The 24,198-nt window shown below is 64.0% G+C and carries 17 protein-coding genes; 8 read left to right on the top strand and 9 right to left on the bottom strand.

Going from position 1 to position 24,198, the window contains the following annotated elements; all coding sequences use genetic code 11:
* Window positions 1–4: 4 nt before the first annotated feature.
* Window positions 5–928 (bottom strand): tRNA (adenine-N1)-methyltransferase, encoded by a 924-nt coding sequence (locus ACSW29_RS20940; protein ID WP_448278540.1) that lies wholly within the window; start codon window positions 926–928, stop codon window positions 5–7.
* 138 nt (window positions 929–1,066) lie between these two features.
* Here ACSW29_RS20940 and ACSW29_RS20935 point away from each other — a divergent pair, with 138 nt between their 5' ends.
* The gene (locus ACSW29_RS20935; RefSeq protein ID WP_448278204.1) at window positions 1,067–1,957 is read left to right on the top strand and encodes a RecB family exonuclease; all 891 of its coding nucleotides are present in this window, start codon (window positions 1,067–1,069) and stop codon (window positions 1,955–1,957) included.
* A 1-nt stretch (window position 1,958) separates the two neighbouring features.
* Window positions 1,959–2,768, top strand: a complete 810-nt coding sequence (locus ACSW29_RS20930; protein ID WP_448278203.1) for a thioesterase family protein — start codon at window positions 1,959–1,961, stop codon at window positions 2,766–2,768.
* Window positions 2,769–2,814: 46 nt separating this feature from the next.
* On the opposite strand, the gene hisG is transcribed toward ACSW29_RS20930, so the two are convergent.
* The 6 genes from hisG to metH all read right to left on the bottom strand — a co-directional run bounded on the left by hisG (window position 2,815) and on the right by metH (window position 10,138).
* Entirely contained in the window at window positions 2,815–3,666 is an 852-nt protein-coding gene (hisG, locus tag ACSW29_RS20925) for an ATP phosphoribosyltransferase (RefSeq protein ID WP_095970083.1), read from the bottom strand.
* Window positions 3,667–3,763: 97 nt separating this feature from the next.
* Window positions 3,764–4,027, bottom strand: coding sequence for a phosphoribosyl-ATP diphosphatase (locus ACSW29_RS20920; protein WP_003944933.1), 264 nt, complete (start codon window positions 4,025–4,027; stop codon window positions 3,764–3,766).
* Between the two features lie 59 nt (window positions 4,028–4,086).
* Window positions 4,087–4,947 carry a pseudouridine synthase gene (locus ACSW29_RS20915; protein WP_448278539.1) on the bottom strand — a complete coding sequence of 287 codons (861 nt, stop codon included), beginning with the start codon at window positions 4,945–4,947 and terminating at the stop codon, window positions 4,087–4,089.
* Between the two features lie 57 nt (window positions 4,948–5,004).
* Window positions 5,005–5,865 carry an oxygen-dependent tRNA uridine(34) hydroxylase TrhO gene (trhO, locus tag ACSW29_RS20910; RefSeq protein WP_378446060.1) on the bottom strand — a complete coding sequence of 287 codons (861 nt, stop codon included), beginning with the start codon at window positions 5,863–5,865 and terminating at the stop codon, window positions 5,005–5,007.
* A 12-nt stretch (window positions 5,866–5,877) separates the two neighbouring features.
* Window positions 5,878–6,576, bottom strand: a complete 699-nt coding sequence (locus ACSW29_RS20905) for an HAD family hydrolase (protein ID WP_448278202.1) — start codon at window positions 6,574–6,576, stop codon at window positions 5,878–5,880.
* Window positions 6,569–10,138: a methionine synthase gene (gene metH / locus ACSW29_RS20900; RefSeq protein WP_347872791.1), complete on the bottom strand. Its 3,570-nt coding sequence runs from the start codon at window positions 10,136–10,138 to the stop codon at window positions 6,569–6,571. Before metH ends, ACSW29_RS20905 begins: the two co-directional genes overlap by 8 nt.
* Before the next feature lie 168 nt (window positions 10,139–10,306).
* Here metH and ACSW29_RS20895 point away from each other — a divergent pair, with 168 nt between their 5' ends.
* The 6 genes from ACSW29_RS20895 to ACSW29_RS20870 all read left to right on the top strand — a co-directional run bounded on the left by ACSW29_RS20895 (window position 10,307) and on the right by ACSW29_RS20870 (window position 20,704).
* Window positions 10,307–11,161: a PAC2 family protein gene (locus ACSW29_RS20895; RefSeq protein ID WP_223257810.1), complete on the top strand. Its 855-nt coding sequence runs from the start codon at window positions 10,307–10,309 to the stop codon at window positions 11,159–11,161.
* 44 nt (window positions 11,162–11,205) lie between these two features.
* Complete coding sequence (locus ACSW29_RS20890) at window positions 11,206–12,321, top strand: MFS transporter (RefSeq protein WP_448278538.1); 1,116 nt, start codon at window positions 11,206–11,208, stop codon at window positions 12,319–12,321.
* A 147-nt stretch (window positions 12,322–12,468) separates the two neighbouring features.
* Window positions 12,469–13,554: a hypothetical protein gene (locus ACSW29_RS20885; RefSeq protein WP_095970076.1), complete on the top strand. Its 1,086-nt coding sequence runs from the start codon at window positions 12,469–12,471 to the stop codon at window positions 13,552–13,554.
* Between the two features lie 33 nt (window positions 13,555–13,587).
* A complete protein-coding gene (locus ACSW29_RS20880; RefSeq protein ID WP_317829054.1) occupies window positions 13,588–15,093 on the top strand; it encodes a TIGR02677 family protein in 1,506 nt (501 codons plus the stop codon).
* Window positions 15,090–16,532: a TIGR02678 family protein gene (locus tag ACSW29_RS20875; RefSeq protein WP_283304761.1), complete on the top strand. Its 1,443-nt coding sequence runs from the start codon at window positions 15,090–15,092 to the stop codon at window positions 16,530–16,532. The genes ACSW29_RS20880 and ACSW29_RS20875 overlap by 4 nt, the downstream gene beginning before the upstream one ends.
* A complete protein-coding gene (locus ACSW29_RS20870) occupies window positions 16,529–20,704 on the top strand; it encodes a TIGR02680 family protein (protein ID WP_448278201.1) in 4,176 nt (1,391 codons plus the stop codon). The genes ACSW29_RS20875 and ACSW29_RS20870 overlap by 4 nt, the downstream gene beginning before the upstream one ends.
* A 58-nt stretch (window positions 20,705–20,762) precedes the next feature.
* On the opposite strand, the gene mshC is transcribed toward ACSW29_RS20870, so the two are convergent.
* Both mshC and ACSW29_RS20860 read right to left on the bottom strand, forming a co-directional pair.
* Entirely contained in the window at window positions 20,763–22,004 is a 1,242-nt protein-coding gene (gene mshC / locus ACSW29_RS20865) for a cysteine--1-D-myo-inosityl 2-amino-2-deoxy-alpha-D-glucopyranoside ligase (RefSeq protein ID WP_448278200.1), read from the bottom strand.
* Between the two features lie 10 nt (window positions 22,005–22,014).
* Window positions 22,015–24,105 (bottom strand): MMPL family transporter, encoded by a 2,091-nt coding sequence (locus ACSW29_RS20860; RefSeq protein WP_448278537.1) that lies wholly within the window; start codon window positions 24,103–24,105, stop codon window positions 22,015–22,017.
* Window positions 24,106–24,198 lie beyond the last annotated feature (93 nt).

The following is a 24,198-nucleotide window of genomic DNA, read 5'->3' as shown; positions in this document are numbered from 1 at the left end:
GTGATTACTTGGCTGCGGTATTCGAGCCCTTGCCCGCGCGCCGCTGGGGCTTAGGGGTGACAGTTCCTTCGGCCAGACGACGAGCGCTCACGAGGAACGCGGTGTGGCCCTGCATCCGATGTTCGGGGCGAACCGCCAACCCGACGACGTGCCACCCGCGCACGATCGATTCCCACGATCGGGGCTCGGTCCAGCATTCCTGCTCGCGCATCGCCTCGACGACCTTCGAGAGCTGAGTAACGGTCGCGACATAGACGATCAGAACGCCGCCAGGCACGAGAGCCTTCGAGACGGCTGGCAGGACGTCCCACGGAGCCAGCATGTCGAGTACGACGCGATCGACCTTGCCGCCGTGCGCTTCCGGATTGAACTCCGCGAGATCGGCGATGGTCAGTTCCCAGTTCGGGGGACGCTCCCCGAAGAAGGTCTCGACGTTGCGGACCGCGTGTTCGGCGTGATCGTCGCGGACCTCGTAGGAGATGACCTTGCCCTCGGGACCGACAGCGCGCAGCAGTGAACACGTCAGTGCACCGGAGCCGGCTCCTGCTTCGAGCACGCGCGCTCCGGGGAACACGTCGCCCTCGTGGACGATCTGAGCCGCGTCCTTCGGGTAAATGACCTGGGCACCGCGCGGCATGGAGAGCACGTAGTCGACCAATAGTGGGCGCAGTGCAAGATAGGGCGTGCCGTTGACCGACTTGACGACGCTGCCCTCGTCGGCACCGATCAGGTCGTTGTGAACGATTCCGCCCTTGTGGGTGTGGTACTCACGGTTCGCCTCGAGGACGATCGTGTAGTGGCGTCCCTTGCCGTCGGTCAGCTGGACTCGGTCGCCGACGCGGAAGGGCCCGGAAGGACGCTTTCCCGGCGCAGTGATGTCAGCTTCTGGAAGCTCTTGTTCGGGAATCTCGGCGACAGCGGACTGCACAACCTCATCCACTTCGGTCGTGCCTTCTTCTGGTTGTAGCTCGTTCGCCATGCGCAGATGATCCCTGTTCGTTTGTTTCCGGTGTCCTCGCCACCGGCTCCGACGGAGTTGTCGGACCAACCGCATAGCCTGCCAGGTGTGAGCTCTGTCGAATTGCCAACCCCCACTCCAACGGGTGCAACATCACACGAGCGCCCGCGTAGTCGGCCGGCGCTCTCTCCGTCTCGGGCGGGTGACTACAAACAATGCCCCCTGCTCTATCGGCTTCGAGCAGTCGACAGAATTCCGGAAACACCAACCAGAGCCCAGGTCAGAGGCACCGTCGTACACGCGGCGCTGGAAGCGCTGTTTGCACTCCCGACCGGTCACCGGGTTCCCGATCGCGCAGCCGAACTCGTCCGCCCCGCGTGGGAACGTGTCAGTGCCGAGAGTCCCGAGGCTGCTGATCTGATTCCGGAGGACGAACTGGACGCGTTTCTCGGCGAAGTCGCCAAGCTGGTCGCGACGTACTACACACTCGAAGATCCCACTCGATTCGATGCCGAGGCGTGCGAGGTGTACGTCGAGACCGAATTGGACAACGGCGTTCGACTCCGCGGCTTCGTCGACCGGATCGACGTAGCGCCGACGGGTGAGGTGCGGGTCGTCGACTACAAGACCGGGAAGGCGCCCCGCGAGTTCACCGAATCCAAGGCGCTCTTCCAGATGAAGTTCTACGCGCTCGTACTGTTGCGCACTCGCGGAATCGTTCCCGCGCAACTGCGGCTGATCTATCTGGCCTCCGGCTCGATTCTCACGTACGCCCCGGATCACGACGAGCTGATCAGATTCGAACGAACCCTCTCCGCCATTTGGAAAGCGATCCTCGCAGCAGGTGCGACCGGAGACTTCAGACCCAAGCCTGGCAAACTGTGCGACTGGTGTGATCACAAATCACTGTGCCCCTCGTTCGGCGGAACACCTCCGCCGTATCCAGGCTGGCCGGATCTGTTGAGCACCGAACCTGTTGTCGCAAAGGAGAATTCATAACATGACGGACAGTTCGTACTACCGCTACCTCGGAACGACGGAGGAAGGGCACGAGCGGTTCGCGAGCACGCAGGCAACTGTCAGCATCTGGGGCCCGACGCTGCAGCACGGCGCTCCCCCGTCGGCGCTGTTGGTGCGAGCCCTCGAGCGGTGCGGTGCGCGCGACGAAACCCGTCTGACGCGCGTTGTCGTCGAGATTCTCGGACCGATTCCGATCGCCGACCTCGAAGTACGGTCATGGATCGAACGACCCGGTCGCCGAATCGAATTGATCGTTGCCGAGCTGTGGGCAACGACTGCCGACGGATCTGCACGCGCCGTTGCGCGCGGCACGGCCTGGCGGATGGAGACGGTGGATACCGGCGACGTCGTCCACGTAGTCGATCCCCCGCTCGAACCCCGCGAGAGTGGAACCCCGGGCGTCCTCGGCGGCCTCTGGAGCGTCGGCTACCTCAAGACCCTCGACTGGTCCTGGATTGCTCCGATCGGGTGCGTGGGAACCGGGAAGGTATGGGCGCGCCCCAAGCCCGAGCTGGTGGAGGGCGAAAAGATGTCTGCCCTCGAGCGTTTGTTCGCGGTGGCTGACATCTCCAACGGCGTGGGCGCCAAGCTCGACCCGGAGCACTGGACGTTCCTCAACACCGATCTCACGGTGCACATCTTCCGTGTGCCCGAGGGCGAGTGGGTCGGTGTTGCCGCCGAAACCACGACCGGTCCGGACGGCGTCGGCATGTGTGCGGGAGTGCTCTACGACGAGCAGGGTGCAGTCGGCCGTATCGCCCAGACTTTGCAGATTCGCGCCCGTTCCTGATTTCCAGGAACGGGCGCGAATGCGCGTAAATCGATTCAGACAGTGATCAGAAAGCGCGTACCGAGCGGATGTTCGACGCGAGGATGGCCTTGGCACCGAGTTCGGCCAAGGCATCCATCACCTGGTTGTGTCCCTTGATCGGAACCATGGCGCGAACCGCGACCCAGTCGGGATCGGCCAATGGCGAGAGCGTCGGTGACTCCATACCGGGGGTCATCTTGATGGCGTCGTCGAGGATGGTGCGCGGGCAGTCGTAGTCGATCATCAGGTTCTGCTGAGCGAAGACGATTCCGCGTACGCGTTCGATGAGCTGGTTGCGTGCGGGATCGTCCTGCGGAGCGCCGGTGCGCTCGATCAGGACACCCTCGGAATCGCAGAGCGATTCGCCGAAAGCCACGAGGTTGTGTTGACGGAGAGTGCGACCCGATCCGACCACGTCGGCGATCGCGTCCGCGACACCGAGCTGAATCGAGATCTCCACGGCGCCGTCGAGACGGATGACGGTGGCGTCGAGCCCGCGATCTGTGAGGTCCTTGCGCACGAGGTTCGGGTACGACGTCGCAATGCGAAGGCCGGACAGATCCTCGACCGTCCAATCCTTGCCGGCCGGTGCTGCGTAGCGGAACGACGAACGGCCGAACCCCAGCGACAGACGCTCGGACACGGGAGCTCCCGAGTCGCCGGCGAGGTCGCGACCGGTGATGCCGAGATCCAGTTCACCGGAGCCGACGTAGATCGCAATGTCCTTGGGGCGCAAGAAAAAGAACTCGACCTGGTTGGCAGGATCGAGAACCGTCAGATCACGGGAATCAGTGCGTCGACGGTAGCCGGCCTCGCTGAGAATCTCGGCGGCTGACTCGGACAGTGAGCCTTTGTTGGGAACTGCTACGCGCAGCATGGTGGATGTCCTTTCGGAAGGTGTGGGTGACGTGAGACAACGTGAATCGGAAGCCCTGGACGAGCGAGATGGCGAACATCTCGCTGGTCAGCTCCGATCACAGATGTCGGTACACGTCCTCGAGGGTCAGTCCGCGACCGACCATCAACACCTGCGTCCAGTACAGCAGCTGGGAAATTTCCTCGGCTAGCTGCTCATCGCTCTGGTATTCCGCAGCGATCCACACTTCACCGGCTTCCTCGATGACCTTTTTGCCCTGCGCATGCACACCGGCGTCGAGGGCGGCGACAGTGCCGGATCCCTCGGGGCGAGTAGCAGCACGCTCGGTCAATTCGGCGAACAAGGATTCGAAGGTCTTCACGGGTAGACATTCTTTCACGAGGACGGAAGCGGTTTTCACACGCCCACGAACAGCGGTGTTCACAGCCCTGCGTCGAGGCTGCGCGAACTGACGAACCTGCGGGTCTGCCCGGTGATCGGATCCGGGTACTCCAGCGCCCGCGCCAACAATCGCAATGGCGTGGAAAAGTCACCGGGCACCGCGGGTAGGTACTGGGGGTAGTAATTGTCGCCGACGATCGGGATACCGAGGGAGTTCAGATGCAGGCGAAGCTGATGGGTCCGGCCGGTCCGTGGGAGCAACCTGTATCGCCCGAGCGTCCGGCCGACCGAGTCGGCGATCACCTCGATCAGTTCGATCGACGTCTCACTGTTCGGCTCGCCCGCGATCTCGGTGGCCGTCATCTCGCCGTGAACCTTGTTGATGCGACTGCGCACCGTGCGAGGGAAAGTCAGTTCCGGATCGAAGCCTGCAATCGCCTCGTATTCCTTGACGATCCGCTGCTCGGCAAACAGTTCCTGGTACGGCCGTCGTAGGTCCGGTGTCACGGTGAACACGATGACCCCCGCCGTCATCCGGTCCAGGCGGTGAACTGGCGCAAGATCCGGAAGATCCAGATCACGACGCAGTCGCACGACCGCGCTTTCGACAATGTGTGCTCCCCGCGGAATGGTCGCCAGGAAGTGTGGTTTGTCGATCACGAGAATCGAGTCGTCGCGGTACAGGATCTCGATCTCGTGCGGAACCGGAATCTCGGGAGCTGGTTCGCGGTAGAAGTACACGAAACGGGTCGGCTGATAAGGCGTTTCGCCGGTGATCCTCCGCCCGTGCTCGTCGACGACATCACCGGCGTTCACAAGGTCCGCCCACAGATCCCGCTCCCCCGGATTCTCGGCGACCAGGTGTTCGAGGACGGTACGCGCGGACGACTCGGCCGGCATCCGCAGCCGATCCGGCCCGAGACCGTTTCGGATCGGCAACGGAGCCTTGGGCACTGCTCAGTCCTGCTCGAGGTCTGGTGAACAACTTTCGCAGAGCAATTCGAGGGTGCGACCGTCACCGTCGATCCGATTGCGGAACCGCGGCGTCGGAGTACCGCAATCGACACAGACGCCGAGCGTCTTGGCTTCGGACGAGAACTCGATGTTCATCCGCTTGTCGAACACGTACAAGGAACCGTCCCAGAGGCCGCGGTCGCCGAAAGTTTCGCCGTAACGGACGATTCCGCCGTCCAACTGGTAGACCTCGTCGAAGCCACGTGAGCGCATCAATGAAGACAACACCTCGCAGCGCACTCCCCCGGTGCAGTAGGTGACCACGGCTTTGCCCTTGAGATGGTCGTACTTGCCGCTGTCGAGTTCGTCGACGAAATCGCGAGTGGTGGCCACGTCCGGAACCACTGCATCTCGGAAACGGCCGATCTCGGCTTCGAACGCATTGCGCCCGTCGAAGAACACGACCTCGTCACCGCGGCTGTCGACGAGTTCGTGTAGTTCTTTGGGCGCCAGATGAACTCCGCCGCCGACTACACCGTTCTCGTCGACTTTCAGCTCGTCGGGGGCACCGAACGTCACGATTTCCGAGCGAGCCTTCACGCTCAGGCGAGGGAAATCGTCACCGAGTCCGTCCGACCACTTGATGTCAGCGGTGCGGAACGGCTCGTAGCCACGCGTACCGCGGACGTAACGTTTGACGTCCTCGATGTCTCCGCCGACCGTCGCATTTATCCCGTGAGGCGAAACGATGATCCGACCCGTCAAGTTGTTCGACTCCGCGAGGCTGTGCTGCCACAGCTTGATCGCTTCCGGGTCCGCCAAGGGCGTGAACTGGTAGAACAGAACAATTTTCGGAATAGCCACAGCAGATCCAGCCTAACGTGCCGCGCTCGAGTGAACTTCGTGAAGATCGTGAATGGACAAGTCCACCAGGGACTCTCGGAACACGCGGCCAGGACCGGCCGGGACGTCGACCTCACACGGAACGACGAGCACCGCGCAACCCGCGGCGCTGGCCGACGCCGTACCGGTCGGTGAGTCCTCGATCGCGAGGCACTGCGCCGGCTCGAGTCCGAGCAGGTGCGCGCCGCGCAGGTACGGATCCGCAGCCGGTTTTCCGTTGGGGACCTCGTCGCCGCACACCGAGTGGTCGAAGAACTCACGGCCGAGCATGCCGAGTGCCCGATCGACCAGAACTCGCTCGGTGTTGGTGACCAGTGCAGAACGCAGACCACCGTCGCGCACGGTCGACAGAGCATCGCGAGCGCCCGGTCGCCAGGTCACGCCGTCCTCGAACAGATCGCCGACGCGGGTGTACATCCAGTCCTTCGCCTCGCCGATGGCATCGGGATGCTTCTCCAAACCGAGCGCGTCGAACACCGTCGCCAGTGCGAAGGGGCTCGACGCACCGATGACGGCGATGCGAGTCGCTTCCGTCATCGGTCCGCCCAGGCGTAGGGACAGCTCACGAAGCGCGATGTCCCACAGCTTCTCCGAATCGAGCAGGGTGCCGTCCATGTCCCACAGGACTCCACCGAGGGTCGTTTCGGATACTTCGGTCAACAACTCAGACATTGAAATACTTTGCTTCCGGGTGGTGCAGGACAAAAGCGTCAGTGGACTGCTCGGGATGCAGCTGCAGTTCCTCGGACAATTCGACGCCGATTCGCTCGGGTTCGAGCAGCGCCACCAACTTGGCACGATCCTCGAGGTCCGGGCACGCGCCGTATCCGAACGAATAACGAGCGCCGCGGTACTCGAGATCGAAGTAACCGGCAACCTCGGTCGGGTCCTGCTCCGCGACGGTATGCCCCTCGGGGAGCACAAGCTCTTCACGAACGCGTCGATGCCAGTACTCGGCCAGAGATTCCGTGAGCTGGACGCCGATTCCGTGAACTTCGAGGTAATCACGGTACGAGTTCGACGCGAACAACTCGTTGGCGAAGTCCGCGATCGGCTGACCCATCGTCACCAACTGGAACGGAAGAACGTCCACCTGGCCGGTCGCTTCTGCTTCCTTGCGCGATCGCACGAAGTCAGCGATGCACAGGAAACGGTCGCGATGCTGACGCGGGTAGGTGAACCGGAACCGTTCAGGTGCATCCGGTTTCGGTTCGGTGAGCACGATGACGTCATCGCCCTCCGAGATCGCCGGGAAGTAGCCGTACACAACCGCGGCGTGCGCGAGGATGCCCTCGGACGTCAGCCGATCGAGCCAGTATCGAAGCCGCGGACGGCCTTCCGACTCCACCAGTTCCTCGTACGTCGGACCGTCGCCCTTGCGCTGACCGCGAAGGCCCCACTGACCGAGGAAGAGAGCGCGCTCGTCGAGCAGCCCTGAGTACTCGGACAGAGAGATTCCCTTGACGATGCGCGAGCCCCAGAACGGCGGTGTCGGCACCGCAATGTCGGTAGCGACATCGGAACGCTCCGGCAGGACGACGGGAACCGCTGCAGCTTTACGCTTTTCGGCGATGCGCTTGGAACGCTCGTGACGAGCCTTACGCTCGGCGGCCTTCTCGCGAGCAGCGATGGCCTCCGGACTGTCCGGCGCCGGGCCGCCGCCGCGCTTGGTCGTCATGATCTGGTCCATCAAGTTCAGACCCTCGAAGGCGTCGCGGGCATAGCTGACGTCGCCCTCGTACACCTCCTGCAGGTCGTTCTCGACGTACGAACGCGTCAGCGCGGCACCACCCAGCAAAACCGGGAACTGTTCCGAGACACCGCGAGAGTTCAGTTCCTTGAGGTTGTCCTTCATGACCACTGTCGACTTCACGAGCAGTCCGGACATGCCGATGACATCGGCCTTGTGCTCGATCGCAGCATCGAGAATGGTCGCGATGGGCTGCTTGATGCCGAGGTTCACGACGTCGTAACCGTTGTTGCTCAAGATGATGTCGACAAGGTTCTTGCCAATATCGTGGACGTCGCCCTTGACCGTCGCAATGACGAGGCGACCCTTGCCGTCGTCGTCCGTCGCTTCCATGTGCGGCTCGAGGAACGCAACTGCTGCCTTCATGACCTCAGCGGACTGCAGAACGAACGGCAACTGCATCTGTCCGGAACCGAACAGTTCACCGACGGTCTTCATGCCCGAAAGCAGTGTCTCGTTGATGATTTCGATCGGGGACTTGACCGTCATCGCTTCGGTGAGATCGTCGTCGAGGCCGTTGCGCTCGCCGTCGACGATGCGACGCTCGAGCCGGTCGAACAACGGAAGTCCGGCGAGTTCCTGCGCTCGGGACTCGCGCGCCGATGCAGCCGAGACACCCTCGAACAGAGCCATCAGCTTCTGCAGCGGGTCGTAGCCCTCGCTACGACGGTCGTAGACCAGGTCGAGTGCGGTTTCACGCTGCTCGTCCGGAATTCGCGCCATCGGCAAAATCTTGGACGCGTGAACGATCGCCGTGTCCAGACCAGCCTCGGTGCACTCGTGCAGGAACACCGAGTTGAGGACCTGACGTGCCGCCGGGTTCAAACCGAACGAAATGTTCGAGATACCCAGGGTGAAGTGCAGTTCCGGGTACGCAGCCTTGAGCTGACGGATCGCTTCGATGGTCTCGATGCCGTCGCGTCGCACCTCTTCCTGACCGGTGGAGATGGGGAAGGTCAACGCGTCGACGATGATGTCGGACTCGGCGAGTCCCCAGTTTCCCTTGATGTCCTCGATCAGACGCTTGGCGATGGCAACCTTGGTCTCGGCGGTGCGAGCCTGGCCCTCTTCGTCGATGGTCAGGGCGACGACTGCCGCGCCGTGCTCCTTGACCAACGTCATGATCTTGTGAAAACGCGATTCGGGGCCGGCGCCGTCTTCGTAGTTGACGGAGTTGACAGCGCAGCGGCCACCGAGGTGTTCGAGACCGGCCTGCAACACGGCAGGCTCGGTGGAGTCGAGCATGATCGGCAGCGTCGAGGACGTCGCCAGACGGCTGGCCAGTTCCGACATGTCGGCGGCACCGTCGCGGCCCACGTAGTCGACGTTGAGATCGAGCATGTGTGCGCCGTCGCGGGTCTGGTCCTTGGCGATGTCCAGGCACTTCTGGTAGTCCGCGGAGAGCATTGCCTCGCGGAAAGCCTTGGAGCCGTTGGAGTTCGTGCGTTCACCGATCATCAGGATGCTGGCGTCCTGCTCGAACGGCACCGCCGAGTACAGCGAAGAGGTGCTCGGCTCGTGGATCGGGGTGCGCTGGGCCTTCTCGACCTGACGGACCGCGTCGGCGACCGCGCTGATGTGCTCGGGTGTCGTACCGCAGCAGCCGCCTACGAGGCCGAGTCCGAACTCGGAAACGAAACCACTGAGGGCTTCGGCCAATTCGTCGCCGGTCAGCGGGTACTCGGCGCCCTTGGGGCCGAGCTGCGGCAAGCCGGCATTGGGCATGACCGACACCGGCAGCGTCGAGTACTTGGAGAGATGTCGGAGATGTTCACTCATCTCGGCCGGCCCGGTGGCGCAGTTCAGGCCGATCATGTCGATACCGAGCGGCTCGAGCGCCGTCAGCGCCGCACCGATCTCACTGCCCAGGAGCATCGTTCCGGTTGTCTCGACCGTCACGTGCGTGATGATCGGCAACCGCAGTCCGAGTTGCTCCATCGCACGCTGACTGCCGAGAATGGCAGCCTTCACCTGAAGTAGGTCCTGGCAGGTTTCGACCAGGATGGCGTCGGCGCCACCGTCGATCATGCCGAGCGCAGCTTCGGTGTACGCGTCACGAAGGACTGCGTACGGTGCGTGTCCGAGGCTGGGGAGCTTGGTTCCCGGTCCCATCGAGCCGAGTACGAATCGGGCCATGCCGTCGCGGCCTGGTCCCATCTCGTCCGCAACTTCACGGGCGAGAGCAGTGCCTTTTTCCGCGAGTTCGCGGATCCGGTGAGAGATGTCGTAGTCGGCGAGGTTGGGCAGGTTGCAACCGAAGGTGTTGGTCTCGACGGCATCGGCACCAGCGGCGAAGTACGCACGGTGGATGTCTTTGAGCACGTCGGGACGGGTGTCGTTGAGGATCTCATTGCACCCCTCGAGGCCGAGGAAGTCGTCCAGGGTGAGGTCCGCGGCCTGCAACATGGTGCCCATCGCTCCGTCGCCGATGACAACGCGCTGTTTCAGCGCATCAAGCAGGGCAGAGTTAAATGGGGCAGACATGCCGTCCAGAGTAGTGGGCGCACCGACAAGCTCTGGCCGTAGGCTGGGTGGGTGAGTCCAAGTGAGTTCCCCGTCACTCCCGACGGCCCGGTCGATTTCGACGATTCCGCGGCCTTCGAGAGCCCTGACGGCTTTGCCGTCGACAGCAGCGACCGCCTCGAGGGCGACATCCCTGTCCTACGTGATCCCATCCTCGTTGCAGCTTTCGAGGGCTGGAACGACGCCGGTGACGCAGCCAGCGGTGCGGTCGAACATCTCGAGCTGATCTGGGATGCCCAGCCGCTCGCCGAACTCGATTCCGAGGACTACTACGACTACCAGGTCAACCGTCCCACGGTCCGTCAGGTCGACGGTGTCACTCGCGAAATCGTATGGCCGGCAACACGTTTGTCGGTCTGTTCGCCTCCCGGCAGTGAGAGCGACATCGTCCTTCTTCGCGGGATCGAACCCAACATGCGGTGGCGCAGTTTCTGCGAGGACCTGCTCGAGTTGATCGACCAACTGAACGTCAAGACCGTGGTCATCCTCGGCGCCCTGCTCGCCGACACTCCGCACACCCGCCCGGTGCCGGTCACGGGCACGGCGTACAGCAGCGAATCTGCTGCACGATTCAACCTCGAACAGACCCGATACGAAGGCCCGACAGGCATCACCGGAGTTCTTCAGGACGAGTGCGTTCGTGCTGGTGTACCCGCTATTTCGTTCTGGGCAGCGGTTCCGCACTACGTCTCGCAGCCACCCAACCCGAAGGCCACGGTAGCCCTCCTTCAACGAGTCGAGGATGTTCTCGACATCGAGGTCCCCCTCGGTGAACTCCCGGCTCAGTCGGAGGACTGGGAGGAAGCGGTCAACGAAATGACCGCGGACGACGAGGAAATCGGCGAATACGTGCGCACCCTGGAAGAGCGAGGAGACGCCGAAACCGACATCAGCGAAGCAATCTCCAAGATCGACGGCGACGCCATCGCTGCGGAATTCGAGCGCTACCTCAGACGGCGAGGCCCCGGCAGCTTCGGACTGTGAGCAAGAACACTCCAGAGGAAGAAGGCGGGAGTACACAGCGCCCCATGCGCCTCCGGCTTCAACTGATCGCGCTGTACGCCGGCGGGTTCCTCGGCCCGTTCGGCGGCGGTGTGGTTGCTTCGATCCTCCCCGAGATCGGTGACGATCTCGGGGTCGGGCCGTCGGCGGCCGCCTCCTCGCTCACCGCGTACCTGCTCCCCTTCGCCGCTCTGATGTTGGTGTCCGGGACACTCGGGACGCGGTGGGGCAAGGTCCGGACCGTGCGGATCGCATACGGGGTCTACGTCTTCGCGTCGTTGGCGTGCTTCCTCGCCCCGACTCTCGAGATTTTCCTGGCCGCCCGGGTACTGCAGGGCTCCGCGAACGCATTCACCACACCGCTACTGCTCGCTTCGTTGGCGGCCGCAACACCGCAGGCTCGACTGGGTCGAGCACTCGGAGCCTTCGGCGCTTTCCAGGCCGCAGGGCAGTCGTCAGCTCCGTTGATCGGCGGCCTCGCGGCCGAATTCAACTGGCGTCTGGCCTTTCTCGTCATTGCAGTGGTCGCAGGCATCCTGGGAGCCGTCGGACTCCCGAAGTCCGAAGCGCCGACAGCGACCACTCCCGCACGCCTACGAGATGCACTGCGCCCCGAAGTGCTCCGGATCGGCATCGCTGCACTGCTCGGCTGGGGCGCCCTCGGTGGGCTGAGCTTCCTGCTTGCCTTCCGCTTCGAAGACGAGTTCGGACTGTCCCCCACCGTCCGCGGCCTACTGCTCACCGTTTTCGGTGTGGCCGGCATCCTCTCGGCCCGGCGCATCGGAATCCTCGTCGATCGCATCGGCGCACGTTCCTCCGTGATGATCGGCGCCCTGGGCGGTGCAGTTCTGGTGTCCGTCGTCGGCCTCGCCGGCTTGGTACCGGTGATCGCGATCGCATGGTTTGTCGCAGGCGTCGCGAGCCAGTTCGTCCTGGTAGGCGTCAACGCGGCGGTACTCGGCTCTGAGGGGCCCAACCGCGGCGGCGCCGTGTCGGTCGTGCAAGCGATGCGCTTCGGCGGCGCTGCCCTTGCTCCCCTGGCCCTGACACCGATCTACGACTCTTCGCCTGCCGCGAGCTTCCTGATCCCCGCGATACTGCTCGCCGTCGTCGCTCCCCTGGTGATGCCGAAGCAACGCTGATCCGTCTTGGCCGGTTTCGGAATTTTTGTTGTGCGAATGGTGACGAGCTTGGGGAAAAGGACCGCCGTTGTCTTGTGATCGACTGTTTGAGCGATATTCGGAAAATCTCGTGTTTCCGTCAGCGACAGATATTGATATCATTGGAACATGAGCGAATCTGAGTCGGAACCGGAACGGCCGATCGACATTTTTCGGCGATCGGTTGCCGTCATCGAAGAAAATTTGCCTCCTACCTGGTCTTTGTCGACACAGCGCTCCCCCGACCTGTCCGAGGCGCCGCTCCGTCTCGACCTCCGCTCCCCTGACGGCGCGGTGGCCAAATTCGGCGTGTACGCCGCTCACGGTGTCCTGAGCAGTGACGTTCCCGGTATCGCCGATCGCTTCCCCACCGGTCAATCGGGCTTCGTGTGCGCAAAATATCTGTCCGAGCCGGTCCGCCGGCAGCTCGATTCCCACGCGATCTCGTACGCAGATGCCACGGGCAATGTGTCGTTGACCGCTGATCGACCCGCCGTCTGGGTTCGTGGACGCGGAGCCGATGCCGATCCGTGGCGGGGGCCCGGACGTCCTTCCGGACAACTGACGGGCGATCCGTCAGCTCGCGTCGTGCGTGCGCTCGCCGATTTCGCGGCGCCACTGGCGATCACTGCCTTGGTGCGCCTGGCCGGTGCGTCGACGGGAGCAACCTATCGGGTGGTTCAGACACTGTCGGATCGTGAACTGGTGACCAGGCTCCCCCGCGGTGGGATCGGCGACGTCCGCTGGCCGAAGATGCTTCGGGAATGGGCGGCTGAAGCCGGCGCCAAAGCGCCGACGCCTCACGGATTTCACGCCCCGGACGGTTTGGAGGCTCTCTTCGATCAACTGCGTCAACTCAGCGGTCACATCTATGCCGGTACTGCTTCGGTGGCCGCTGCGCCCTTTGCTCGGTATGCGCCCACCCGACGTGCTCACTTCCATGCCGACAACGTCGATCAGTTCGCCGACGCTCTGGGCCTCCGGCGAGTGGAATCCGGCGGTGACGTGTGGATCACCGCTCCCCTCTCACCGTCCGCGTTCGACCGATTGCTCACTCGCGACGGGATTCGCATCGTCGCACCGAGCCAGGCGTTCGCTGATCTTCTGGTCGGCCCGGACTCCGATGAAGCGGCAGCCGAGCACCTGCTCACGTGGATGATCGAGAACGAATCACAGTGGCGACGCGCCGCATCCCCTGCTACGGATCGCCCATAGGAAAAAGAGGGAGCGTCTCTCGCCTACCCTGTCATGGTGGAAGAAACGAGTGCGCCCGATTACGCCGCGTACGCCGACACCAATCGACTGAAGCTGTTTTCGTTCACGATCGCGGAAAAACGGGCCGAGTACCTCTGGGTGCTTCGTGCCTTCGACCATGCTCGGGCCAACTACACCGTGCTGCTGCATGCCGGAACCGTCGCGCACATCCTCGAGAAGATCGGTGGCTCGGATCCGGCGGCCGATCTGTCGGCGGCGGAGGTCACTCCCCTGTTGGATCAGCTTCACGTCTGGGAGATCCTCGAGCGCAGCTACGACGGCACCCGCGCGGCCACGCTGGCCGAGTACCGTAATCGACACTTCGTCTACCAGTTCGGCCAGGCCGGATACCAGGTCTATCGATCAGTCGAAGACGTTCTTGCTGCCCGCCTGGACTCGGCGTCGCTTTCGCGTCTCGCCTTGGCGGATCTGCTCGCAGACATGTCCGAACTCGCCGAAGCCAACCGAAGTTCCGACGGCGACCTGATCTTCCGCAAGCTCAAGCGCCTGGACTCGACGCTCTCGGACATGGCTGATCGAGCCGCGCACTTCTATCTGACACTGGGCGACCTGGTACGTACCACGGAGATCACTCCGCAGGCTTTCCTCACGCACAAGGACGCTCTGCTGACTCACATGCGCGAGTTCAGTTCCGACCTGGCGCGCTACGCCCCCAAGCTCAAAGAAGCGATCGAGCACGTCGAATCCACCGGTGTCGATCGCATGATCCGCCTCGCCGCGGCCAGTGACGAGCGGGTGTTCGTCCCGATCACTGAACGTGAAGACGATTGGGCGGCGCGGTGGCGAGGATTGACCGCCTGGTTCGTCTCCGCGGAATCGGGGATCAGCGAATCCGAACGCCTCCGTGAAGGCACGATGAGTGCGATCGCCGCGGTTCTGGCCCTCCTTCGCCGCGTCACGGAGACCCGTCGCGGCGGCGTCAGCCGCGAGAGCCAGCTCCGGCACCTCGCCGGCTGGTTTGCCGCAACCCCGTCCGAAGACGCAGCTCATGCTCTGTTCCAGGCAGTGTTCGACCTCGGCCGTCCACGCCATCTCTCGATGGTGCATCCGGACGCCGACATCATTTCTCACTCGCGTTCGTGGTGGGAGGCGCCGCCGGTGGAGATCGCACGAACCCTCGCCGAAACCGGCCGTCCGCCCTCACCCGGATTGCCGAGCAAGGTCGCCCGCAACGACGGCAGCATCCGCCGACTGCGCGAAGAGCAGTTGGCGGCGCAACGTACCCGCAGCGCCGCCGCGCAATCTCTCGCGTCGAACGGTGTCTATCAGCGTGAACTCAACGAGCAGGAGACCGAAGTTTTGCTGAGTCTGCTCAATGCAGCATTGACCGCGCGCGTTCCGGTGGTGGGACGCGTCAAGAGCTCCACCGGTAGCGAGAACGGGGTGAAGCTGACGCTGAGTCCCTCGGACGGTTCGACCACCATCAAAACCGCCCGCGGGCGTATGCACCTCGACGGTATCGAGGTCAGTGTTCGATGAGAGCTCGCGAGATCACGCCCCTTGCCCTCGATTCGTACCAACGAGCGGCGCGCGTGATTCTGTCCAACCACCTGATCACCTCGACGTATCCGGATCGAATTGCGTTGCCGCTCTTGCGCCGTTGGGCCACCGAGCTGCGTGACGACCTACTCGAACTGTTCGGCTACCGCCTCGAGGTGACAGAGACCACCGCGCGCCTGTTCACGGTGTCGGATCGACTCAACCCGTCGGCACCGGCGAGAACTGCCTCCGAGCGAACTTTCGATCGCACGCGCTACGCATACCTGGCGTTGTGCCTGGCCGCTCTTGGCCGCGCCGGAAACCAGATCACGTTGTCGGAGTTGGCCGATCACGTCGCGGCCGACGCCGCGCAGGTCGACGGCGTCGAGCTGTCCACCGATCGTGCGTCGGACCGCGACGCCTTCGTCGATGCCGTCGGCTGGCTCGGCGTCCGGGGCGCCATCGCCCTCGCCGACGGTGACGCAAACGGCTGGGCGTCCAATCCCGAAGCGGGAGAGGCGCTCTACGACATAGATCGTTCCGTCGTCGTGGCCCTGTTCCGTCCGCCGCGCGCCCTGCAGCACCTGCACTCCATCCGAGGGCTACTGGCGGCGGAGACCTCGAGTGCCTCCGAGGACGACGGAATTCCCGTGGACGCGAAAGAGATCGGGCGCCGGGTGCGTCGGGCTCTCGTCGAGCGCCCGGTCGTACTGGCCGGCGAACTCGATCAGCACGAGTTGATCGCGTTGGCGCAGCCCAAGACCGCGTCGGAAGTCGAACTCCTGACGGGGTTGGTGGCCGAGCGTCGCGCCGAGGGAATCGCGATGATCGATCCCACCGGTCGACTCTCCGACGTCCGCTTCCCGAGCACCGGAACGATCGCTCAGGTAGCGCTTCTCTTGGCCGGCGAGATTGCCGACCGCGTACTCGACGTCGACGCTCCCGAATTGCCGAAACTTCCGATCCCGCACGTGTCGGACGATCACCTGATCGAACAGCTCGATGCCGCCATCCCCGAGGCTGGAATCTTCGAGGACCTCGCCGACGAGGAAGAAGAATTCGCGCTTCCTGCCGGCGAACCGACCGAGCCACCGGAACCCGTCACGTACCCGAAAATCGACGACGACTGGCTCGCCGACAAGGTCACCGAGTTGGTGGACCAGTTCGGGCGAACCTTCGCGGCGCAGTGGCAGGCCGATCACAACGGACTGCGCAAGCAGGCGCTCGGGTTGTTGCAGCGTTTACGCCTGACGCACGTGGTCGACGGCGGAGTTCTGGTCTTACCCGTGTTGGCCCGGTACCGAGACGTCGTGGTCTCCGTGCGCGAACGCGACCCTCAGATCGACTTCGCGGTGGACAACTCCGCCCCGGATCCGGTCGACGAATTCGGCCCCGAACCTTCCCCCAACGGCGAACTATCAGAGGTAGAGAACGTATGAGCAACGCCCGCTTCCGACCTACTCGGGCTGGAATCATCAACCTCTGGGATTACCGAGACCAAGAGTTCTCGTTCGCCGACGGTCGACTGGTTCTGCGAGGACCCAACGGATCCGGCAAGACCAAGGCCCTCGAGGTCCTGTTCCCGTTCGTCTTCGACGGCCGCATCGAACCGCGGCGCCTCAACCCGTTCGCCGGTGAAGAGCGCACCATGAAATCCAACCTGCTCTACCGCGGTCAGGACAGCGCGCACTCCTACGTGTGGATGGAGTTCTGCCGCGGCTCACTCGAAGATCCCGAGTCGGTGACCGTGGGAATCGGCATGCGTGCAACACGCACCAATGACAAGGTCACTCGCTGGTACTTCGTCGCCGACGGCCGCGTCGGGGTCGACTTCTCGCTGATCGGCAACGACGATCGTCCCCTCACCAAGAAGCAGTTGGCCGAACAACTCGGCAGCGATTCCATCACCGACCGTCCCCTCGACTACCGCACCGCGATCGACGCGCGGATGTTCGGTCTCGGTGTGCAGCGCTACGACCAGCTGATCAACCTCATTCTCACGCTTCGTCGCCCCCAGCTCGCGAAGAACCTTGATCCGAAGGGCCTCTCGCAGGCGCTCACAGACGGCCTCCGCCCGCTCGACGACCAGCTGGTCCTCGAAGCTGCGCGTTCGTTCAGCGACATGGAGGAGGTCGGCCGGGCGCTCGAGGGGCTGGCGGCAGCTGATCAGGCGGCACAGAGTTTCATCGGGGTCTACACCAAGTACCTGCGTCAACAGTCCCGCGGAGAGATCGAACAGGTCAGCACCCGCCTCGCAGCGGTCACCAGAGGTGTTGCCGCCATGGACGAGTCGTCGCTCGCCCAGACCCGCAGCCGCGAGGCGCGGGCAGCTGCCGAGGAACGCTTCAACCAGGCCGAGCAGGCACTCGAGAACGCGCGCGCCAATGTCGAAGCACTGCAACGCTCGAGCGCCTATGAAGGCAAGCAGCAACTCGACGATCTCGCCCAGGCCGTCGCGACGCTGAAGCTCTCGACCGAGCAGCAGGCAGACAAGTCACGAAAAGCGCAGGCCGCACTCGCACAACGCGGCGACGAAGCCGACAAGGCCGCATCGTCGGTCAAGCGTGCGGCCGAAGCACTCTCGCGTGCCGAGGACGAACTGCAGGCAGCAGCCGAGGACGCAGGCATCGTCTGGACTCCCCTGCCCGACGGCTCACGCAGTGACCAGATAACGGCAGCCGTCCGCGGCCATGCCGAGGAGCGTGACGGTGACGTACGCGTTGTCCGCACCGCTCTGGCGACCGTCGAGAAGGCGGCGACCGAACGAACCCGGGCTGAAAACAGCTCTCGCCGTGGACAAGAGCTGCTCGAAGCGTCCAAGGCAGCGGTGCTCGAGGGCGAAGCTGCCGTGGAACTCGCACGCAGTCAGTGCGCCAGTGGGCTGCGCGCGTGGTGGACCGATCACTCCTCTCTGTTCTCGGCTGTCGGCGCCGACACGTCGCTGTTCGAGGCTCTCGACGCAGCGCTCGCCGAGGTCGGCGACGAGGACGCTCCGGCGCTGTCCGCAGTTCTCGCCGAGCACACCGACGCAGGAACCGAGACGCTGCGCGAGCGTCGGCGCGAAGCAGAAGCGGAAATCTCGGCATCACACGCCTCCATCGCGGCTCTCAAATCCGAGCGCAAAGCCGTCTCGGCGGAACACGACGACGCTCCGCCGGCCTTCCACGCACGCACCGACAACCGCAGTGAACTGGGCGGTGCACCGCTGTGGCAGTTGGTCCGCTTCGCCGACTCCGTCGAACTGGACGTGGCTACAGGTATCGAATCCGCGCTCCAGGCAGCAAATCTGCTGGACGGCTGGGTCTGCCCGGACGAGAAGATTCCCGATCACGTCAGCGAGCAGTTCCTGACCGCTCTACCCGTCAAGCAGCGTCCGAAGGGACGAACGCTGGCCGATGTCCTCGAGGTCGAAGGCAATGCCGACGTGCCCGACGCTCGGGTACAGGAGATTCTCGCGTCGATCAGTCTCGTCGAGGCACCGGGCGACTCCGATGCAAGCGTCGCGATCGGCGTCGACGGTCGCTTCTGGCAGGGCGTCGCGCGTGGCCGCCACGTCAAAGCCGACGCCGAGTACATCGGCACGACAGCACGGGCGCGTCGACGCGAAGCTCGGATCACCGAGATCGACGCGGCCCTGGAAGAGCTTGCCGCAGCAGTCGATGCAGCCAAGTCACTGGTGACGCGGACCAACGAGCAGTTGAGCCGGATCAACTCTGCGGCAAAGGAATTGCCGAAGACCGGTTCGATCCTGCGTGCACTCAAGACCGTCACCGAATACGCCGGTGCTCTCCGCACTCGCTCGGAGGCCACCGAAACAGCGCAACGCGAACTCGACGCGGCGATCGCCGATCTCGCGGCGAAGGAAAAGCAACTCCGGGCGACGGCGTCGCAGCACCGGACGCCGCACGTCGGCCGTGAACTGGACTCCCTCGCCGCGGCGATCCGGCACTTCGAGAAGCAGGGTGAACTGGCGCTGCGCTGCCGGCGCGAGCACGCCAAGGAAGTAGAACTCGAGCGCGAGTCCCGCGACCGCCTCGACGAATCACGCGCCAATGCCGAGGAATTCGCCGAAGAAGCCGCCATCGCCGAGGAGAGTCTGCTCCAGCAGGTGCAGCGTCTCGAGACGCTCCGCGACACTCTCGGTGCCAGCGCCGAGCAGATCGATCTCGACCTGGCAAAAGCGCGCGCGAAGATCGAAGAATGCAAGGTCGAACAGCGTGCTGCGCGAAAGGCATACGACGCTGCGGTGCTCCAGATCGGCACGGCAGAGGGTGCATACAACACCGCTGTCGAGACGTTGCGTCACACCCTGACCGAAACCCGCAGTGATGCAGAACGACTCGCACCCTATGCTCGCCCGGATCTTCTCGAGTTGTTGGGCGTCAAGGAACATCTGAGCTGGCCGGCAAGTTCGGCGGCGTGGATGAGCCCCGATCAGCTGGTCTACCGCATCCAGAACGAAGATCGCAGCGAGGACGCGGCCCACCCGCCCGTCCTCCCCGAAGACGTCGACAAGTTGTACCGAGCGCTCGAGGCTGCGACCTCGGCGGTACGCGTCACCGACGGCGCCCGCAAGGCAACCCGCACAGCACTGACCTCGGCGTTGCAGGACTTCGACGCCCAACTCGCAGCAGCCGGACAGGACTACCGTCTGCAGTGGGATGCACCGGACGGACTGACCGTCGTACGAGTGCAGGACGATCAGGGCTATTCGTCGATCGGTGAATTCGCCACGCGGATCCACGATGCTCGCGGCGATCAGGAGCAGTTGCTCACCGAATCCGAGCGTCGAATTCTCGAAGATGCCCTCCTGACCGGATTGGCTCAGCAGATCCATGAGCGCACAGTCGACGCACGAGAGTTGATCGCACAGATGGGCACCGAGATGCGTGAGCGTCGTATGTCCTCGGGCAACACCATCGGCGTTCACTGGGTGCTCGCCGACAACCTCGACGACAGCTCGCGGGCGATCTCCAAGCTGCTGGATCGAGATGCGTCGGCCCTCGGGGTTGACGAACTTGCGACTCTGCGAGCGCATTTCGCGACCCAGATCCGCACCGCCCGCGCTGCACACCCCGAACGCTCGTACCCGGAGATCTTGTCTTCGGCGCTCGACTACCGGCAGTGGCGCGTGTTCTCGTTCACCCTCATCAGCGGTGAGGGCAAGGAAGATCGGCTTACTGTTGCGCGGCACAGCGCACTGTCCGGTGGCGAGCAGTCGGTTTCGCTGCACCTTCCGCTCTTCGCCGCGGCGCACGTCATGTTGGACTCGGCCGACCCGCACGCCCCGCGTCTGTTGGCACTCGACGAGGCTTTCGCCGGTGTCGACGACAACGGTCGCAGCGAGCTTCTCGGCCTGAGCGTTCAGTTCGACCTGGATCTCTTCATGACCGGCTACGACCTGTGGATCACGTACGCAGACGTCCCCGGCTGTGCGCACTACGACCTCGCGCACTCCACGGCCGAACAGGCGGTCAGCGCCGCGCTTCTGGTGTGGTCCAACGGTGAGCTGCTCGCCGAGCACGACGGAACGGATCTGGCGCGGGCGCTGGGCTCGCCGCTACGGCGCCGGGTGCCGACCCCAGCCGAGGGTGCGTTGGACTACGCCTAGAAACTGCTGTGCGCGGTTGAGGACCGCAGAGGCTCCTCAACCGCGCACGGGGGGGACTTCAGCGAAGCGAAATACCCAGCAACGCATCCACGGCATCGGCGAACTCGCCGGGTGCCTGTGCGTCGGATCCGCCACCTTCTATTGCGCGGCGTGCCCAACCGTCGAGCGCGTCGAGAGCCTTCGGGGTATCGAGGTCGTCGGCCAGGTGCTGACGCAACCGTGCGACGGTGTCGGTGACGGACTGTGCGGAGCCGAGGGCCGCTGCCTCCCGCCACACCTTCAGACGCGACTGAGCATCCTCGAGGACCTCTTCGGTCCACGCGCGATCCTGGCGGTAGTGGCCGGAGAGCAGTCCGAGACGGATTGCTGCGGGGTCCACCCCCTCGCCGCGCAACTTGGAGACGAAGACCAGGTTTCCACGACTCTTCGACATCTTCTCGCCGTCGAGGCCGATCATGCCGGTATGCACGTAGTGCCGCGCGAAACGGCGATCACCCGTTGCCGATTCGGCATGCGCAGCCGAGAACTCGTGGTGCGGGAAGATCAGGTCGCTGCCACCGCCCTGGACGTCGAATCCGGAGCCGATGCGGTTGAGCGCAATGGCGGCGCATTCGATGTGCCAACCGGGGCGTCCCGGCCCGAAGGGCGAGGGCCACGAGGGCTCGCCCGGACGCTCCGCACGCCAGACAAGTGCGTCGAGCGGATTGCGCTTGCCGACGCGATCGGGATCTCCGCCGCGTTCGGCAAAGAACTTCTCCATCGTCGCGCGGTCGTACCCCGACTCGTAACCGAACTGCTCGGTCGCGTCGGCGCGGAAGTAGACGTCGGCGAACTCGGCGTCGTCGACGACGTAAGCGGCGCCGGACGCCACGAACTTCTCCACCAACTCGACTACTTCGTTCACCGACTCGACGGCGCCGATGTAGTCCTTCGGCGGTAGAACCCGCAACGCTTCCATGTCCTCACGGAAGAGTGCCGTCTCACGCATGCCGAGGACCATCCAGTCCTCGCCGTCGCGATTGGCGCGCTCGAACAGCGGGTCGTCCACGTCGGTCACGTTCTGGACGTAGTGAACGTCGTGTCCGGCGTCGCGCCAGATGCGGTTCACGAGGTCGAACGTGAGGTACGTGGCCGCGTGACCGAGGTGGGTGGCGTCGTACGGGGTGATGCCGCAGACGTACATCGTCGCCTTCTTACCCGGCGTGACGGGACGAACCTGACGGTCGGCTGTGTCGTACAGCCGCAACGGCGGCCCCTGACCGGGAACGGACGGGAGTGCGGTATCGGACCAAGACTGCATGCTGCCGAGCCTAGTGGAGGCTGCTCTGAGGCTGGGAGGGTGCTGGCTGATCCTGCTCCGGTTCGGGCGTCGACGCGAGCTTGCTCGGCCACCAGATCTTCTGACCGATGTCGTAGGTCAAGGCCGGTACCAGCAGAGATCGGACGATCAGGGCGTCGAGCAGGACGCCGAACGCCACGATGAACGCGATCTGCGCGAGGAACAACAGCGGGATCACCGCCAACGCCGAGAAGGTTGCTGCCAGAACAACTCCGGCAGAAGTGATCACCCCGCCGGTGACTGTGAGTCCCCGCAGAGCACCCGCGCGAGTGCCGATCTTCAGCGCTTCCTCCCGCACCCTCGTCATGAGGAAGATGTTGTAGTCGATTCCCAGCGCCACGAGGAACACGAATGCGAAGAGCGGAACCACAGGATCCGCACCGGGGAAACCGAAGACGTGGTCGAACACCAGCGACGAAATGCCCAGTGTCGCAGCAAACGAGAGCACAACGGTGCCCATGAGGAGCAACGGCGCCAGAAGCGAACGCAGCAGGAGCGAAAGAATGACGAACACCACGATGATCACCACCGGAATGATGAGAGTCCGGTCCCGAGTCGACGTGGTCTTGGTGTCGAGATCGGTCGCAGTGACGCCGCCCACCAACGCATCGGCGCCCTCCACGGAGTGAACTGCATTACGCAACCGGACAATTGTGTCCTCGGCCTCGAGTGAGTCGGCGGCGTCAGTCAGCGTCGCCTGCAGGGAGACTCGTCCGTCGACCACCAGAGGCACTCCCCCGTTCTGGACGACACTCACATCACTGACACCGTCGACGCGACTTGCTGCCGCGACCGCATCGACCTGGTCGGCATTGGCGATGACCACGGCCGGCGACCCTGAACCGGCGTCGAAGTGCTCACCGAGAATCTCCTGGCCTGCAACCGAATCGACGTCGAGCAAGAAGATGTCGGACGAAGAGACACCGCTGGCCTTGAACTGCGGCATCATCAGGGCGAAGATCACCAACACCAACGTCGACGCCACCCAGAAGCGCCGCGGATGCCTTCCGATTCGAGCAGCGAGCCCGGCCCAGAACCGGTGATCGTTCGCCTCGTCGTGGTGCTCCCGGTCGGCGTCGAACTTCGGCTTGGTCGGCCAGTAGGCAGTTCGCCCGAACAGAACCAGCATCGCGGGTAGGAATGTCATCGACGCGAGGAAGGACGCAGCAATCCCGATGGCCGCCACCGGACCGAGTCCGCGGTTGGAGTTCAGGTCGGAGAGCAACAGGCACAGAACGCCCGCGATGACCGTTCCGGCCGACGCTGCGACGGGTTCGAGCGTCGCGCGCCACGCGGTACGCATCGCCGCGTACTTGTCCTTCTCGATCCGCAACTCCTCGCGGTAGCGCGAGACCAGGAGTAGCGCGTAGTCCGTGGCGGCGCCGAACACGAGGATGAACAGGATTCCCTGACTCTGACCGTTCAAGGCGATGACGTCTGCGTCCGCGAGCAGATATACGAGCAAGCTCGACAAACCGAGGGCGAAGATCGCCGAGAAGATCACGACGAACGGCAGGATCGGGCTCCGGTAGACGACGATCAGAATCAAGATCACTACGGACCCGGCGACCAACAACAGCAATCCGTCGATGCCCGCGAATGCTGCCGAAAGATCCGCAACCTGCCCCGCGGGTCCGGTCACCTTGACCGTGAGTCCATCAGGGCTCGATTCCAGCGCCGTGCGCAGCGCTTTCACACTGTCCTTGACCTCGAGCGTGCTGTCGACCGGCAAAAACATCTGCAGTGCCTGGCCGTCGGCTGACGGGATCGGCGGCGATGACGCGTCACCGAACCCCTCGGTACCGACGAATGAATCGACGGTCTGGGACAGGAAGGTGGAGTCCGAGGGTTCGAGTCCACCCGATCGTTCCGCCACGATGATGGCCGGCACGAAGCGTGTGTCCGTGAAGCTCTCTTGAAGCTTCGCCACCTCGGTGGCTTCGGCTGACGCGGGCAGGAACGAGGTGTTGTCGTTCTGCTGCACCGTGCTGAGCTTTCCGGCGAACGGCCCCCCGAACCCTCCGATTGCCAGCCAGCCGATCACGAGGAGAGCTGGCACAATCCATCGAAGGCGTCGAACAGGACGATTTTGTACTGGTGTGCTCACTGGGTCTCCAGGGATCGGCAACAGAGAGGACTTGTCGACTATTTTGTT

Source organism: Rhodococcus sp. GB-02, from assembly GCF_053470465.1.
The sequence above is the reverse complement of the archived record's forward strand: the minus strand, read 5'-3'. Positions and strand labels throughout refer to the sequence as shown.

What these genes read in the sequence shown, in the direction of transcription:
- ACSW29_RS20915 (WP_448278539.1), bottom strand. Translation starts at nt 4,947, where the DNA reads ATGCCGGCCGAGTCGTCCGCGCGTACCGTCCTCGAACACCTGGTCGCC.
- ACSW29_RS20880 (WP_317829054.1), top strand. Translation starts at nt 13,588, where the DNA reads ATGGTGGAAGAAACGAGTGCGCCCGATTACGCCGCGTACGCCGACACC.
- ACSW29_RS20870 (WP_448278201.1), top strand. Translation starts at nt 16,529, where the DNA reads ATGAGCAACGCCCGCTTCCGACCTACTCGGGCTGGAATCATCAACCTC.
- ACSW29_RS20890 (WP_448278538.1), top strand. Translation starts at nt 11,206, where the DNA reads ATGCGCCTCCGGCTTCAACTGATCGCGCTGTACGCCGGCGGGTTCCTC.
- ACSW29_RS20885 (WP_095970076.1), top strand. Translation starts at nt 12,469, where the DNA reads ATGAGCGAATCTGAGTCGGAACCGGAACGGCCGATCGACATTTTTCGG.
- mshC (WP_448278200.1), bottom strand. Translation starts at nt 22,004, where the DNA reads ATGCAGTCTTGGTCCGATACCGCACTCCCGTCCGTTCCCGGTCAGGGG.
- metH (WP_347872791.1), bottom strand. Translation starts at nt 10,138, where the DNA reads ATGTCTGCCCCATTTAACTCTGCCCTGCTTGATGCGCTGAAACAGCGC.
- hisG (WP_095970083.1), bottom strand. Translation starts at nt 3,666, where the DNA reads ATGCTGCGCGTAGCAGTTCCCAACAAAGGCTCACTGTCCGAGTCAGCC.
- ACSW29_RS20930 (WP_448278203.1), top strand. Translation starts at nt 1,959, where the DNA reads ATGACGGACAGTTCGTACTACCGCTACCTCGGAACGACGGAGGAAGGG.
- ACSW29_RS20905 (WP_448278202.1), bottom strand. Translation starts at nt 6,576, where the DNA reads ATGTCTGAGTTGTTGACCGAAGTATCCGAAACGACCCTCGGTGGAGTC.
- ACSW29_RS20875 (WP_283304761.1), top strand. Translation starts at nt 15,090, where the DNA reads ATGAGAGCTCGCGAGATCACGCCCCTTGCCCTCGATTCGTACCAACGA.